Here is a 14,439-nt window from a genome sequence, read left to right on the forward strand (position 1 = left end):
GACCTGCGGTCCATTGTCTATACCGTCGCGGCTGTGGCCAAACTAGGGCTTCGGCGCAGCGGCCCCGGCTTTTCAGCGAGCCGATTTCACTTTGCCGACCCAGCAGTTGCCAGCCGTTTGGCGAAGAACGTGTCGATCGCCTGCACCATCGAGCCGACCGCCTTGTTCCGCCAGCTCTCGGAGACCAGGTGCTCGAGGTCCCCCTTGTTGGAGACGTAGCCGATCTCGACCAGCACGGACGGCACGTCGGGCGCCTTCAGCACCCGGAAGCCGGCCGATTTGAGCGGATGCTTGTGCATCCGCACCGTGGTCTTCATCTCGTCCATCAGAAGACGGGCGAAGCGATTGGAGAACGTCTTGGTTTCGCGCTGCGCGAGGTCGATCAGGATGTCGGCGACCTCGGTCGGCTCGTCGGTCAGGTTCACGCCGGCAATGGCGTCAGCCTTGTTTTCTGCCTCGGCCAGCCGTTCGGCCTCGGCGTCGGAGGCCTTGTCCGACACCGTGTAGATCGTGGCGCCTTGGGCATCGCCCTCGCGGCGCGGCAGGGCGTCGGCGTGGATCGAGACGAACAGCGCCGCGGACTGGGAGCGCGCGATCTTCACCCGATCGTTGAGCGGAATGAAGGTGTCGTCGGACCTCGTCATGACCACCCGATACTTGCCCGACTTCTCGATCCGGTCGCGCAGGGCAAGGCCAAAGCCCAGCACCAGGTTCTTCTCGGTCTGGTCGCCGGATTGCGTGCCGTTGTCGATGCCGCCGTGACCGGGATCGATCACGATCAGCGGGCGCGCGTCGGTGACCGCGACCGGCGGCAGCGCCGCCGAGGTGACGGCCGGAATGGTGGCGGTGGTGGATTCGGAAATCGCCGGTTTCGATTCGGGCCGGCTCGCGGGCGCCAGCGACTGCACGAAGCTGGTGCGGTCGACCTCCTCGAAGTCCAGCACCAGCCGCGGCGGCTGGCCGTTGGCGGCGTCGAGCACGTAGGAATTGGCGATCTTCACCGGTCCGGTCAGGTCGAACACGATCCGCGAGCCGCCGGGCATCACGAGGCCATAGCGGAACGCCTTCACCAGGCCCCGCCCCGCCGAGCCGGTGCCGGCCGCGAGCTGAAAATCGACCTGCGGGATATCGACCACGACGCGGTAGGGGTCAGCCAGCGGGAAGGCGCGAAACTCGATCTTGCGGTCGAGGTCGAGGATGAATCGGGTCTGCTTGGCGTCGCCGGCGAGCCTGGCGCCGGATGCGACCGGGAAATTCGGGGCGCTCGCGGCCGGTGGTGCCGGCGGGCCGTTCTGCGGTCCCTCGGCGGCGCTCGGGGCGCCGGCAATGGCAAACACCGATGCTGCGGCGCACAACAGCCCGCATCCCAGAAAAACAAGGTGTTTTGCGCGGTTCGCCACCCGATTCGTAGCCTCCCAGCTGCTTCTTACCGCATTAGAACCACACGGTTAATCGCCCCCTAATGACGCTCCGGTGAAAAGAACCGAGTGTTGCGGCGGCGTGACGCTTCCCTTGCACGCGGCGGTCAATCCACGTATGTACGAGGTGCTGACGGCTAGTACTCCCGGTTGTGTCGCGTTCAGCCTCCCGGTGCAGCGGTGGAACCTTCCCGATCGAAGATCCCGCCGTGTTTTTCCGGTCCCTCCCCAGCCAGCGCCGCGCGCGGCTGACACGGAGTGGCGGATTCAAGCCCGAGCGGCGTCCGGTCCCAGGCACACTCCCTCGCCAGAGGGACGGTTTGAGACAAGGCATAACCGATTATCCGGTCCCTTGGGGCCTCGATATGCGATGGCCGGCAGGCGCTTCGGCGCCAGACGGGGCTTTCAGCAAAAGATACGGCGGTATTTTTCGCCGCCAACATGTTTAGACGGGCCGACGCTTAATGCGCCAGACTGCATTGCCGACCAGGATCCCCCGAATGATCGCGCTGACGCGAGGTGAAAACTTCGCCCGTCGCATCATCCCGGTGAGTTCCCGTCCGGCGCTGCGCCGCGAGATGCGTTTCGGCCTTCCCCTCACCCCCGAATCAGGTGGACCGTCGCGTCACCGGGCGGCGCAGTTTGCGCGCGCCATGATCCGCGCCCGCCGCCGTCAAGAGCTCCAAAATGCCCAACAAGATGTTGATCGATGCCACCCACCCGGAAGAGACCCGGGTCGTTGTGGTCCGTGGCAATCGCGTCGAAGAGTTTGATTTCGAGACCGCCCAGCGCAAACAGCTGCGCGGCAACATTTATCTCGCCAAGGTTACGCGCGTAGAGCCGTCGCTGCAGGCCGCCTTCATCGAGTATGGCGGCAACCGGCATGGCTTCCTGGCCTTCAGCGAAATCCATCCCGACTATTACCAGATCCCGGTCGCCGACCGTCAGGCGCTGATCGAGGCCGACGAGCGCGCCCATCGCGAGGCCGAGGAAGAGCACGAGAACCGCGGCCATCGCCGCCGGTCGCGCCATCGCAACGCCCGTCGGCGCGGCCATGGCGAGCGCGTCCAGAGCGAGGTGATCGAGGGGGCGAACGACACGCAGGCGCTGCCCACCATCGAGGCCCACGAACATCCCGTCGATGCCGAGCATCATGAGCAAGATGCCGGGCACCACGATCACGGCGTGGTCGCCCACGAAGGCCACGAGCATGAGGAGCATGATCATGCGCATCACGAGGACCATGAGCATGACCACGACGATCATGGCCACCACGATCATGGTCACGACGACCATCACGACCACGATCATGCACATGATCACGACCACGCCCCCGAGGTGAGCGAGGCGGCGGTTGCCGACGCCCCGTCCGACCCCGTCGTTGCTGTGGTCGAAGCCTCCGCCGCGTCGGCCGCGCCCGAGACCGTCGAGACGGTCGAGGTCAATCATGAGCCCGAGCGCGCCCATGAGGAGCAGATCGAGGAAAACGCCGCGCATGCCGACGACGCGCCGCATGTGGCGTCCGACGAGGTTCACGCCGCCGCCGATGAGCACGCGGTCGCCGAATACGGCGCGCTCGCCGAGGTGGTCGCGCCAGAGACCGGGCCTGGCGACGAGGCCGGCGAAGATGACGAAGAGGATGACGGCGAGGAAGGCGAGGAAGAGGACGTCGTCGAGTCGGTCGGCGGCGACGATGTGCTCGAGGAGGTTCCGGAGCGCCCGTTCCGTCCGCGCCGCCAGTACAAGATCCAGGAAGTGATCAAGCGCCGGCAGGTGATGCTGGTGCAGGTCGTCAAGGAAGAGCGCGGCAACAAGGGCGCCGCGCTGACCACCTATCTGTCGCTCGCCGGCCGCTACGCCGTGCTGATGCCCAACACCGCGCGCGGCGGCGGCATCAGCCGCAAGATCACCTCCGCCCAGGACCGTTCGCGGCTGAAGGAAGTGGTGCAGGATCTCGACGTGCCCGAGGGCATGGGGATCATCCTGCGCACCGCCGGCGCCTCCCGCAGCAAGCCGGAGATCAAGCGCGACTTCGAATACCTGATCCGGATGTGGGAAACGGTGCGCGACCTGACGCTGAAGTCGCAGGCGCCGACGCTGGTCTACGAAGAAGGCTCGCTGATCAAGCGCTCGCTGCGCGACCTCTACAACAAGGAGATCGACGAGATCCAGGTGGCGGGCGAAGCCGGCTACCGTGAAGCGCGCGACTTCATGAAGATGCTGATGCCGGCCAATGTGCGGGCGGTGAAGCAATATCGCGACGGCCAGCCGCTGTTCTCGCGCATGGGCGTCGAAAGCCAGCTCGACGCGATGTTCTCGCCGACCGTGCAGTTGCGCTCCGGCGGCTACATCGTGATCAACCAGACCGAGGCGCTGGTCTCGATCGACGTCAACTCCGGACGGGCGACGCGCGAGCACCATATCGAGGACACTGCGCTCAAGACCAATCTGGAAGCGGCGGAAGAAGTCGCGCGCCAATTGCGCCTGCGTGACCTCGCCGGCCTGATCGTCATCGACTTCATCGACATGGACGAGAAGCGCAACAACCGCGCGGTCGAGCGCAAGCTGTCCGACTGCCTGCGCCAGGACCGTGCGCGGATCCAGGTCGGCCGCATCTCGCATTTCGGCCTCTTGGAAATGTCGCGCCAGCGCATCCGCGCCAGCGTGCTCGAAAGCTCGACGGAGCCCTGCCCGCAATGCGGCGGAAGCGGTCACGTCCGCTCGGTCTCATCGGTGGCGCTGCAGCTGTTGCGCGGCATCGAGGAAATCCTGATGAAGGGCGCGACCCACAATCTGGTGGTCCGCACCCGCACCGACGTCGCGCTCTACGTGCTCAATCACAAGCGCGGTCATCTGCGCGACCTCGAAGACTCCTTCCGGGTTTCGCTGTCGATCGTCGCGGACGCCACGGTGCACGGCCAGCAGTCCTACATCATCGACCGCGGCGAACAGGTGCATACGCTCGAAGCGGCCAAGGCGCTGCTCGCTGCGCAGGCTGCCGCTGCGCCGGCCCAGGCCGAAGAGGCCGATGACGAGGAAGAGCTGTTCGAATACGAGGCCGAGATCGAGACCGACGAGACCGAAGGCCTCGCCGACGAGCGGGCGGCCGGTGATGAAGCAGGCTCCGCCGAGGGCGAAGGCGACGGTCAGCGCCGCAAGCGGCGCCGCCGGCGTCGCGGCCGCGGCGGCAGCGAGGCGCGTGAAGGCGCCCAGCAGCCGCGCGAGGACGGCGATCTCATGCATGTCCTGCCCGAAGGCACCGAGGCGGTTGCTGCCGCCGAAGCCGAAGGTGATGAGGACGAAGGCGACGAGCAGCAGGGCGTTGCCCGCGACGACCAGGCCGGCAATGGCGATCGCCGTCCGCGGCGCCGCGGGCGCCGTGGCGGCCGCCGCCGGCGCGGCGGTGGCGGACCGGATGACGGTCTCGCCGGATCGATCTCCGATGAGTTGAGCCCGGCGGCGACGTCGGAGGCCTCCGACGCAGTCGCCGATTTCGATAGTCATGATGCGGAGCCGGCTCCCTCGCTGGCGCAGCCCGAACTGGTCGCCGAGCCGCCGGAGTGGCAGCCGACCGAGGTCGCACCCGTCGAGCCGGTCGCGGCACCCGAGCCCGAAACCGCCGCGGCGTCTGCAGCCGAGGACACGGCTGCCGAAGGCGACCGCGCGCAGCGCCGCCGCTCGACGGTGCGCGAAAAGGTCAACTTCGCGTCGAGCCCACTGCCCGAGGCATCAGCGGCGCTGGTTCAGAGCCCCGCGGAGGAAGCCCCTGAGCCGGCCGCGGCTGCTCCAGAGCCGGCACCGGCCGCTGCGGCCGAGGCTCCGGCCCGCAAGGGCTGGTGGTCGCGCCGCTTCGGCGGCGGCAACTAGCGCCACCTGCAAGTCAAAACGCCCGGTTCACGCCGGGCGTTTTTGTTGAACAGGCAATCCGTTCGTCAGACGCCGGCGTAACGGAGCCTGACGGAGACGGATCCCAATGCAAAGCGCGATCGTTCTTGGCGGCGGCATGGTGGGCGTCAGCACGGCGCTGCATCTGCAGCGTCGCGGCTGGTCGGTGACGCTCGTCGACCGCAGGGAACCAGGCCGCGAAACCAGCTACGGCAATGCCGGCATCATTCAGAGCGAGGCGGTGCGGCCCTACCCGATGCCGCGCGATCCTGCCGTCCTTGCCAGGATCGCGATGGGACGCACCAACGACGTGCGCTATCGCCTGGCGTCGCTGCCGCAGCACGCCGGTCCGCTGCTGCGCTATTGGTGGAACTCGACGCCCGAGCGGCACCGCGAAGCGACCCTCGCCTGGGCGCGCCTGATCGCCTACGCCACCGCCGAGCATGACACGCTGATCCGCGATGCCCATGCCGATAATCTGATCCGCCGCGCCGGCTATCGCCTGCTGCATCGCGACCCGGCCGCGCTCGAACAGGCCATTGCGATCGCCGAGGAGAACCAGCGTGACTTCGGCGTGACGTTTCGCGTGCTTGACGGCCGCGAGCTCGCCAAGGCGGAGCCGTTGCTGCGCGACGACCTGCCCGGCGCCATTCACTGGCTTGGGCCCTGGACCGTGTCGGACCCCGGCGGGCTTGTTTCCGCCTATGCCGGACTGTTCGAGCACCTCGGCGGCAAGCTGCTGCGCGGCGACGCCCAGACGCTGACGGAGACGACGTCCGGCTGGTCGGTCGACACCAGTGGCGGCCGGATCGATGCCGCCCACGTCGTGGTCACGCTCGGCCCGTGGTCACCGCAATTGCTGCGCAAGTTCGGCTACCGGATCCCGCTGGTACGCAAGCGCGGCTACCACATGCACTACCAGGGCGGCCGCTCGCTCGACCTGCCGCTGGTCGACACTGCAAATGGCTACGCGATGGCGCCGATGGCCAAGGGCATCCGCATCACCACCGGCGCGGAGCTGACCAGTCCCGACGCACCGGCGACGCCGATCCAGCTCGGCTACGCCGAAGCGGCGGCGCGCGAGCTGATCGAGATCGGCAGCCGCGTCGAGCCCGAACCGTGGTTCGGCACCCGCCCCTGCACAACCGACATGCTGCCGGTGCTCGGGCCGGTGCCGCGGCATCGCGGGCTGTGGGTGAATTTCGGCCACGGCCATCAGGGCTTCACGCTCGGCCCCGCGACCGCGCGGGTGCTGGCCGAAACGATGAACGGCGAGGCATCCGCGGTGGACACCTCGCCGTATCGGCTGGACCGGTTCTAACTAAGGAGAACTAGTCCGTCGTCAACGCGGTCTCCATGTCGGTTGGGTCGACCTGTTTGGCGAGATTGGCATTGAGCTTGTCGCGGTCGAGCTCGCCCTCCCACCAGGCGACGATCACGCAAGCCACGCCGTTGCCGCACAGATTGGTCAGCGCGCGGCACTCGCTCATGAACTTGTCGATGCCGAGCACGATCGCCATGCCCGGCACCAGCCGCGGATCGACCACCGCAAGCGTCGCCGCCAGCGTGATGAAGCCGGCACCGGTGATGCCGGAGGCACCCTTCGAGGTCAGCATCGCCACGATCAGGATGGTGATCTGCTGGCTGAAGGTGAGATCGAAGCCCAGCGCCTGTGCGATGAACAGGGTCGCCAACGTCATGTAGATGTTGGTGCCGTCGAGGTTGAACGAATAGCCCGTGGGCACCACGAGGCCGACCACCGATTTCGAGCAGCCGAGACGTTCGAGCTTCTCCATCAATGATGGCAGCGCGCTCTCGGAGGACGAGGTGCCGAGCACGATCAGGAGCTCGTCCTTGATGTAGGCCAGGAACTTGAAGATCGAGAACCCGGCGATCCGCGCGATGATGCCGAGCACCACGAACACGAACAACGCGGCGGTCAGATAGAACGTCGCGATCAGCCCCATCAGGTTGAGGATCGCGCCGGTGCCGAACTTGCCGATGGTGAAGGCCATCGCGCCGAATGCGCCGATCGGCGCCGCCCGCATCACGATCGAGATGACGCCGAACACCGCATGCGCGGCGTCGTCGATGAACGAGCGGATGGTGTGGCCGCGCTCGCCAAGGCCCATGATCGCGAAGCCGAACAGCACCGAGAACAGCAGCACCTGAAGGATCTCGCCCTGCGCGAATGCGCCGACCACTGTGTCCGGAATGATGTGCAGCACGAAGTCGACGCTCTTCTGCGCCTCCGCCTGCTTGGCATAGCCGGCGACCGCCTGCGCGTTCGCCGCCGCATTGCCGAAGCCGGCGCCAGGCCTGACCAGATTGCCGACGAGCAATCCGATCACCAGCGCGAAGGTCGAGACGACCTCGAAATACACCAGCGCCTTGACACCGATGCGGCCGACCTTCTTGGCATCTTGTATATGGGCGATGCCCGATACCACGGTGCAGAAGATGATCGGCGCGATCACCATCTTGATCAGCTTGATGAAGCCGTCACCGAGCGCCTTGATCCACTCGTTGGTGGCAAGGCCCGGCCACAACCAGCCGACCAATGCGCCGAGCACGATCGCGATCAGGACCTGGACATAGAGAACTTTATACCACGGCTTGCTGCCGGCGCTCGCCGGCGCAGCCGTGACAACGGTTGCCGTTGCCATGTGTCACTCCCCCTCAGAAATGGCGGAAACAGCCAAGATCAACTTGGCGGTTCAAGTCAAATGGAACTGTGTGGGCCCTGCCGCTTATCCGCGATGATCCGCCCGCCACAGTGCCGGCGAAACCACGGCACTGCGCTGCGAAACCGATCCGAAAGGCAAAGCGAACGCCGGAAGGCTCTTGATGGCTCTTGGAGTTTGAAGGCTCCTGGAGTTCGCGGGCTATTTAAGCCAATGCGCGATCCGTGCAACTGCTTCCTGCATCTCCGCGGCCGAGCGTGCATAGGAAAAACGGATGAAGGCGCCGCCGTGGATCGGATCGAAATCGACGCCGGGGGTCGCCGCGACATGCGCCTTCTCGAGCATCTCGCTGGCGAAGGCGAAGCTGTCCGAGGTGAAGTCGGAGACGTCGGCGTAGAGATAGAACGCGCCGTCAGCGGGGAGGAATTTGGTCAGGCCGGCCTTCGGCAGCCCTTCGATCAGGATGCGGCGGTTCTCCTGATAGCCGCGCTTGATCGCCTCCATCTCCTCGCGGCCTTCGAACGCCGCTTCGGCCGCGATCTGCGACAGGGTCGGCACCGAGATCGACAGGTTCTGCTGCAGCCGCTCGATCGGCCGCACCAGCACGTCGGGCACCACCATCCAGCCGACACGCCAGCCGGTCATGCAGAAGTACTTCGAGAACGAGTTGATCACGAGCGCGTTCGGCGACAGCTCTGCGGCCGTCACCGCAGGAAACGCATAGTCGAGCCCGTGATAGATCTCGTCGGAGATGAAGCGGATGCCCGCGCTGTCGGCGGCCGCCATCAGGGTCGACAGCGCCTCGCGCGACATCATGGTGCCGGTCGGGTTGGCGGGGCTGCCGACCAGCACGCCCTTCAGCGGCGCCTTGCGATGGGCGGCGAGCAGCGCCTCGCCGGTCAGGGCATGGCGGGTGTCGCCGGAGGTTTCGATCAGCACCGGCTCGCAGCCCAGCGCGGTCAGGATATGCCGGTACGGCGGATAGCCCGGCACGGTCACGGCGACCCGGTCGCCCGGCTCGAACATCGCAAGAAACGCCAGGATGAATCCACCCGACGAGCCGGTCGTGACGATGATGCGCTCAGCGTCTACCGCGCAACCATACGTGTCGCTGTAGTGCCGGGCGATGCGTGCGCGCAGCGAGGGAATGCCAAGTGCCGAGGTGTAGTCGATCCGCCCGTCCGCAAGCGCGGCCTGCGCGGCCGCGATCGCCGGCTTCGGCGCGCCTGCGGCAGGCTGCCCCACCTCCATATGGATGACATGGCCGCCGGCGGCCTCGATTCGCGCGGCCGCCGCCATCACGTCCATCACCATGAACGGCGGAACATCGCTCCGTCCGGACGCTGTCAACAGGCTGCCTACACGGTCTCTCGGTGTCGCTTCACGCATGGATTTCTGCTATTGCACGGCCGCTGCCGAATTCGGGTTCCCGTTACCGGCTGCCGCCCCAGACTGGCCGCATTCGGTGGCTCCTTATAACGCTTTCAGGCCAAGTGAATACCCGGTTCGCGTGAAGAAGAACTGCAAAAACAACAGACTGCGCCACGCGCCAAATCCGGTCGGGCCCGGCCCCCGGACTCGCGCCGGCGCGGCCAGTCATCGCCGATAGATCGCCCATGCTGTTCCGCCTCGCGCTTCGCACCAGGACCTTCAAGCTCACCGCGCTCATGACTGCGGTTGCGCTCGCGGTCGGCCCCGTGGTCCCTGCGCGAGCCCAGCAAAAAGGCCCGCCGGTGCTGCGCGACACCGAGTCCGAGCAGCTGCTGCGCGAATACACAAGGCCGATCCTGCGCGCCGCCGGTCTGGAGAAGCAGAACATCCAGATCGTGATCATCAACGACGGCTCGTTCAACGCCTTCGTCGCCGACGGCCGGCGCATCTTCGTCAATTACGGCGCGCTGCTGCAATCGGAGACGCCGAACCAGATCATCGGCGTGCTGGCGCACGAGACCGGCCACCTCGCCGGCGGCCATCTCGCCAAGATGCGCGAGCAGCTGGCGCAAGCCCAGACCCAGATGATCATCGCGATGCTGCTCGGCGTCGGCGCGCTTGCCGCGGGTGCGGGCGGCCGCGGCGGCGGCAACGGTCTCTCCAGCGCCGGCGCCGCGGCGATCTCGGCGCCGCAAGCGGTCATTCAGCGCACGCTATTGTCCTATCAGCGCCAGCAGGAAGAAAACGCCGATCGCGCCGGCGTCAAGTTCCTGAACGCGACCGGACAGTCCGCCAAGGGCATGTACGAGACGTTCAAGCGCTTCACCGACGAGAGCCTGTTCGCCTCGCGCGGGGCTGACCCTTATCTGCAGTCGCATCCGATGCCGGTCGATCGCGTCTCCGCGCTGCAGGAACTGGCGCGCTCCAGCCCCTATTGGGACAAGAAGGACGATCCGGCGCTGCAGCTGCGCCACGACATGATGCGCGCCAAGATCTCGGGCTTCATGGAGCGGCAGGACACGGTCTACCGCCGCTATCCGCTGTCCAACACCAGCCTGCCGGCGCGCTATGCACGCGCGATCACGACCTATCTGCACGGCGATCTGCGCTCGGCGATCGCGCAGATCGACGGCTTGATCCAGGTGCAGCCCAACAATCCCTATTTCCATGAATTGCGCGGCCAGGCGCTGCTCGAAGGCGGCCGGCCGGCAGAAGCCATCGCGCCGCTGCGCCGCGCAGTGCAGCTCTCCAGCAATTCGCCGTTGATCGAGATGCTGCTCGGCCAGGCGCTGGTCGCCTCGGACAACAAGGCCTACACCGACGAGGCGATCAACATGCTGCGTGCCGCGGTGGCGCGCGAGCCCGAGGCGCCGCTCGGCTATACCCAGCTCGCGATGGCCTATGGCCGCAAGGGCGACTATGCCCAGGCCGACCTCGCCTCGGCGCAGGCCGCCTATCTCCGCGGCGACACCAAGACCGCCCGCGATCTTGCGTCACGCGCCAAGACGCGGTTCGCGATCGGCACGCCCGGCTGGGTCAAAGCTGACGACATTGTGAGCGCCAAGCCCATGCCGGGTCAGAAAAACAACTAGAAATAAACCGTAGTTCCATACAACGATCACCGAAACCGGCTCACGGCCCCGCCGTTTTTTTGAGCCACCGCGAACAAGGATTTTGTCATGCCAGCGCTTCGTTTTCTTGCCCCTGCCCTGCTCGCGCTCGGCGTTTGCGCCGCGCCGCTTCCGGCGTCCGCGCAGAGCTTCACCGACACCCAGCGCGGCGACATCGAGACCATCGTGCGCAACTATCTGATCGCGCACCCGGAGGTGCTCGAGGAGGCGATGAACGAGCTGAGCAAGCGGCAGGCCGCCGCCGAAGCCGAGAAGCATGAGCAGAGCGTCGCCAAGAACGCCGACACCATCTTCAATTCGCCGCGCGGCGTCATGCTCGGCAACAAGGACGGCGACGTCACCTTCGTCGAGTTCTTCGATTACAATTGTGGCTACTGCAAGCGCGCGATGTCCGACATGCTCGATTTGATGAAGGCGGATCCGAAGCTGAAGGTCGTGCTGAAGGAATTCCCGGTGCTGAGCCAGGGCTCGGTCGAGGCCGCGCAGGTCGCGGTCGCCGTGCGCATGCAGGATCCGACCGGCAAGAAGTATCTCGATTTCCACCAGAAGCTGCTCGGCGGCCGTGGCGCCGCCGACAAGGCGCGTGCGCTGGCGGTCGCCAAGGAGGTCGGTCTCGACATGGCGAAACTCGAGAAGGATATGGCGAGCCCCGAGGTGAAGGCGACCATCGAGGAGAACTTCCGACTCGCCGAATCCATGGGCATGAACGGCACACCGAGCTACGTGATCGGCAAGCAGGTCGTGATCGGCGCCGTCGGCGTCGACAACCTCAAGGAAAAGATCGGCATCGCCCGCTGCGGCAAGGCGACCTGCTGATCGCCGCTCCGACAGCGCTCATCGCGTACAAAATCCGGCTGCGATGCAGCCGGATTTTTTGTTGCCGCCACCCGAACCGATTCCGCGCGGGTCGCAACCAAGGGCCGTCACCAACGACGCAAGTCGCGCGAAGCCGAAAATATAGCGCGACCTAATCTCGAGATCGAAGAGCATTTCGGCGGCTTCAATTTCGGCGGCGGCAACGGCCAGCTCGATCATGCGGGCGCGGAGTTCGACTGGGCCTGCGGTTGAAGCAGCCGCGCATTCATCTCGCGCGTTCATCGCGCATTCACCTCAAGAACAAACCGCAAGGAACCGCAAATCAACAGGAACATCGCACATGCTCTCCCGTTGTCGGCGCGGGCAATGCTGAAAAACGAGGAGGAATTGCGATGTCTAACCGCTTTCTGATTTCGGTCGCGGCGGCGGCTTTGATCGCCGGCACCGGTTTCGCGAACGCACAGGGCGCCGGCGGCGCCAACAAGGAAACCGGGGCCGGTGGTGGTGCGACCACGCAGCAGTCTGCACCGTCCGGTGGTGCGTCATCGGGCACCATGCAGCATGACAAGAGCGGCATGAAGGGTTCCGAGCATTCGACGACCGGTGAGTCGAGCACCAAGGGTGCGGAGTCCGACAAGTCCGGCACTGCCACCAAGGGCGCGCAGGACAGTACCCAAAAGTCGAAGGGCATGAGCTCGGAGAACGAAGCGACCAAGGGCTCCAAGGAGGGCTCGAAGGACATGAAGGCCGAAGGTCGCGACAAGAGCGGCAACATGAAAGCCGAGGAGCGTGACAAGAGCGGCAAGATGAACGCCGAGGGCCGCGACAAGAGCGGTGCCGGTGCCACGACCAACCAGAACGCTCAGACCAAGAGCCCGGCCGACCCCAACCGCGCGCAGACCAACGACACGAGCCGCACGCAGACCACGACCGGTAACGCGGCAACGTCGGCCACCGCGGCTCCGCCGGCCGAGAAGCGCAGCCAGATCACGACCGCGATCAAGTCGGAGCACGTGACCGAAGCCACCAACGTCAACTTTAACGTGTCGGTCGGCACCCGCGTTCCGGCTGACGTTCACTTCTACCCGGTGCCGGAGCGGGTCGTGACGATCTACCCGCAGTGGCGCGGCTATCAGTTCATCCTGGTCAAGGGCCGCTACGTGATCGTGCAGCCTGAGACCCATGAGATCGTCTACATCATCGAGGGCTAAACCGGCCTCGGTGCGAGGGCGCCCAAACGGGCCCTCGCCTTCATCTCGACCCCGCCCCTTCGGGGCGGGGTCTTGCTTTCGGCCGCACCCCGCATCGCGCAGTGGATGGCGGGCCGGAGCGCCCGCCGAAGGCGCTTCCGCAAGATTTGGTTAATCAGCATTTTCCGCAGGTTAGGACAGTCATCTAACAGGTCGGAGGAAGTTGTTGAAGACGTTCCGATTTCACCTAAAGACTTCCCCTTCGGCCGGTTGTTACCTATAACCCGGCCCACTCCACCCCTTGTCGGACCCCCTTCGGAACCTTTGGCCGGAACCCTTAGCAGGAAACTCTGGAATGGCTGCTGCCGGAACGATCTATGTGCTGAACGGCCCGAACCTCAACCTGCTGGGGACGCGCGAGCCGGAGACCTACGGCCATGCCACCCTCGCCGATGTCGAGAAGCTGTGCGCAGACACCGCGCGCCAGTTCGGGCTGAGCGCCGACTGCCGACAGTCCAACCGCGAGGGTGAACTGATCGACTTCGTCCATGAGGCCCACGCCAAGAAGGCGGTCGGCATCATCATCAACGCCGGTGGCTACTCTCATACCTCGATCGCGCTGCATGACGCGCTGATCGCGGTCAAGATCCCCGCGGTCGAAGTTCACGTCAGCAACATCCACGCCCGCGAAAGCTTCCGGCACCACTCGTTCACTGCTAAAGCCGCCTTCGCGTCACTTTGCGGCTTCGGCATCGACGGCTACCGGCTTGCGATCATCGGCCTCGCCACCAGGATCGGCGTCAAGATCGACGCCAAGCCAAAGACTTAATCGTCAATCCTGACGTTCCCCGTCACCAGACAAAGATTTTGGATCACAGAGCATGGCGCGCCAGCCAGACGACAAATCAACCGCAAAAAAGAACGACTCCAAGAGCGACGACAGCGCCCTCATTCGCGAACTCGCGCTGCTGCTTGCGGAAACCAATCTGACCGAGATCGAGATCGAGCGTGCCGGCCTGCGTGTCCGCGTCGCGCGCAACATCAGCATCGCGGCCTCGGTGCCCGCCGCCTCCGTGGCGGGCGTTGCCGCACCGGCCGCCATTGCCGTCCCGGTGGCTGCGGCTGCGACCGATCTCGCCAAGCACCCGGGCGCCGTGCCGTCGCCGATGGTCGGCACCGCCTATTGGGCGCCCGAGCCGGGCGCCAAGCCGTTCATTGAAATCGGCACCAAGGTCTCCGCCGGCCAGACGCTTCTGATCATCGAGGCCATGAAGACGATGAACCAGATCCCGTCGCCGCGCGCGGGCACCGTGACGCAGATTCTCGTCGAGGACGGCCAGCCGGTCGAATTCGGCGAGCCGCTCGTCATCATTGAATAGCTTCC

Annotated in this window: 12 protein-coding genes; 7 read left to right on the forward strand and 5 right to left on the reverse strand. The window is 65.8% G+C overall.

What is annotated here, in order from left to right; genetic code table 11:
- Nucleotides 1-86: 86 nt before the first annotated feature.
- Nucleotides 87-1,400, reverse strand: a complete 1,314-nt coding sequence (locus ACVIYL_RS33745) for an N-acetylmuramoyl-L-alanine amidase (protein WP_253608810.1) — start codon at nt 1,398-1,400, stop codon at nt 87-89.
- A 615-nt stretch (nt 1,401-2,015) separates the two neighbouring features.
- Nucleotides 2,016-2,729: a hypothetical protein gene (locus tag ACVIYL_RS33750; RefSeq protein ID WP_309145031.1), complete on the reverse strand. Its 714-nt coding sequence runs from the start codon at nt 2,727-2,729 to the stop codon at nt 2,016-2,018.
- 27 nt (nt 2,730-2,756) lie between these two features.
- Between ACVIYL_RS33750 and ACVIYL_RS33755 the strand changes: the two genes are divergently transcribed.
- Nucleotides 2,757-5,285 (forward strand): Rne/Rng family ribonuclease, encoded by a 2,529-nt coding sequence (locus tag ACVIYL_RS33755; protein ID WP_456780632.1) that lies wholly within the window; start codon nt 2,757-2,759, stop codon nt 5,283-5,285.
- Nucleotides 5,286-5,391: 106 nt separating this feature from the next.
- Nucleotides 5,392-6,624 carry an NAD(P)/FAD-dependent oxidoreductase gene (locus tag ACVIYL_RS33760; protein ID WP_253608815.1) on the forward strand — a complete coding sequence of 411 codons (1,233 nt, stop codon included), beginning with the start codon at nt 5,392-5,394 and terminating at the stop codon, nt 6,622-6,624.
- A gap of 10 nt (nt 6,625-6,634) precedes the next feature.
- Here the strand turns inward: ACVIYL_RS33760 and ACVIYL_RS33765 are convergent, their stop codons facing one another.
- Together ACVIYL_RS33765 and ACVIYL_RS33770 are read right to left on the reverse strand one after the other, a co-directional pair.
- Nucleotides 6,635-7,969, reverse strand: coding sequence for a dicarboxylate/amino acid:cation symporter (locus ACVIYL_RS33765; RefSeq protein WP_057020000.1), 1,335 nt, complete (start codon nt 7,967-7,969; stop codon nt 6,635-6,637).
- Nucleotides 7,970-8,188: 219 nt separating this feature from the next.
- Entirely contained in the window at nt 8,189-9,376 is a 1,188-nt protein-coding gene (locus tag ACVIYL_RS33770; protein ID WP_253608817.1) for a pyridoxal phosphate-dependent aminotransferase, read from the reverse strand.
- Nucleotides 9,377-9,603: 227 nt separating this feature from the next.
- On the opposite strand from ACVIYL_RS33770, the gene ACVIYL_RS33775 reads away from it, so the two are divergent.
- Together ACVIYL_RS33775 and ACVIYL_RS33780 are read left to right on the forward strand one after the other, a co-directional pair.
- On the forward strand, nt 9,604-11,010 hold the full coding sequence (locus ACVIYL_RS33775) for a M48 family metalloprotease (RefSeq protein ID WP_057019998.1): 1,407 nt from the start codon (nt 9,604-9,606) through the stop codon (nt 11,008-11,010).
- 87 nt (nt 11,011-11,097) lie between these two features.
- Complete coding sequence (locus tag ACVIYL_RS33780) at nt 11,098-11,865, forward strand: DsbA family protein (protein ID WP_016840097.1); 768 nt, start codon at nt 11,098-11,100, stop codon at nt 11,863-11,865.
- A gap of 18 nt (nt 11,866-11,883) precedes the next feature.
- Here ACVIYL_RS33780 and ACVIYL_RS33785 read toward each other — a convergent pair whose 3' ends face one another.
- The gene (locus tag ACVIYL_RS33785) at nt 11,884-12,147 is read right to left on the reverse strand and encodes a hypothetical protein (RefSeq protein WP_253641399.1); all 264 of its coding nucleotides are present in this window, start codon (nt 12,145-12,147) and stop codon (nt 11,884-11,886) included.
- A 110-nt stretch (nt 12,148-12,257) separates the two neighbouring features.
- On the opposite strand from ACVIYL_RS33785, the gene ACVIYL_RS33790 reads away from it, so the two are divergent.
- The 3 genes from ACVIYL_RS33790 (at nt 12,258) to accB (ending at nt 14,434) form a co-directional block, all read left to right on the forward strand.
- Nucleotides 12,258-13,076 (forward strand): DUF1236 domain-containing protein, encoded by an 819-nt coding sequence (locus ACVIYL_RS33790; protein ID WP_057019995.1) that lies wholly within the window; start codon nt 12,258-12,260, stop codon nt 13,074-13,076.
- A gap of 334 nt (nt 13,077-13,410) precedes the next feature.
- Nucleotides 13,411-13,884: a type II 3-dehydroquinate dehydratase gene (gene aroQ / locus ACVIYL_RS33795; RefSeq protein WP_253608820.1), complete on the forward strand. Its 474-nt coding sequence runs from the start codon at nt 13,411-13,413 to the stop codon at nt 13,882-13,884.
- A 52-nt stretch (nt 13,885-13,936) separates the two neighbouring features.
- The gene (accB, locus tag ACVIYL_RS33800; protein WP_253608821.1) at nt 13,937-14,434 is read left to right on the forward strand and encodes an acetyl-CoA carboxylase biotin carboxyl carrier protein; all 498 of its coding nucleotides are present in this window, start codon (nt 13,937-13,939) and stop codon (nt 14,432-14,434) included.
- Nucleotides 14,435-14,439 lie beyond the last annotated feature (5 nt).

It is taken from the genome of Bradyrhizobium sp. USDA 3315, assembly GCF_054056795.1.

What these genes read in the sequence shown, in the direction of transcription:
- ACVIYL_RS33750 (WP_309145031.1), bottom strand. Translation starts at nt 2,729, where the DNA reads ATGATCGTGGTCGTGATGGTCGTCGTGACCATGATCGTGGTGGCCATG.
- ACVIYL_RS33760 (WP_253608815.1), top strand. Translation starts at nt 5,392, where the DNA reads ATGCAAAGCGCGATCGTTCTTGGCGGCGGCATGGTGGGCGTCAGCACG.
- ACVIYL_RS33765 (WP_057020000.1), bottom strand. Translation starts at nt 7,969, where the DNA reads ATGGCAACGGCAACCGTTGTCACGGCTGCGCCGGCGAGCGCCGGCAGC.
- ACVIYL_RS33770 (WP_253608817.1), bottom strand. Translation starts at nt 9,376, where the DNA reads ATGCGTGAAGCGACACCGAGAGACCGTGTAGGCAGCCTGTTGACAGCG.
- ACVIYL_RS33775 (WP_057019998.1), top strand. Translation starts at nt 9,604, where the DNA reads ATGCTGTTCCGCCTCGCGCTTCGCACCAGGACCTTCAAGCTCACCGCG.
- ACVIYL_RS33780 (WP_016840097.1), top strand. Translation starts at nt 11,098, where the DNA reads ATGCCAGCGCTTCGTTTTCTTGCCCCTGCCCTGCTCGCGCTCGGCGTT.
- ACVIYL_RS33785 (WP_253641399.1), bottom strand. Translation starts at nt 12,147, where the DNA reads ATGAACGCGCGAGATGAATGCGCGGCTGCTTCAACCGCAGGCCCAGTC.
- ACVIYL_RS33790 (WP_057019995.1), top strand. Translation starts at nt 12,258, where the DNA reads ATGTCTAACCGCTTTCTGATTTCGGTCGCGGCGGCGGCTTTGATCGCC.
- aroQ (WP_253608820.1), top strand. Translation starts at nt 13,411, where the DNA reads ATGGCTGCTGCCGGAACGATCTATGTGCTGAACGGCCCGAACCTCAAC.
- accB (WP_253608821.1), top strand. Translation starts at nt 13,937, where the DNA reads ATGGCGCGCCAGCCAGACGACAAATCAACCGCAAAAAAGAACGACTCC.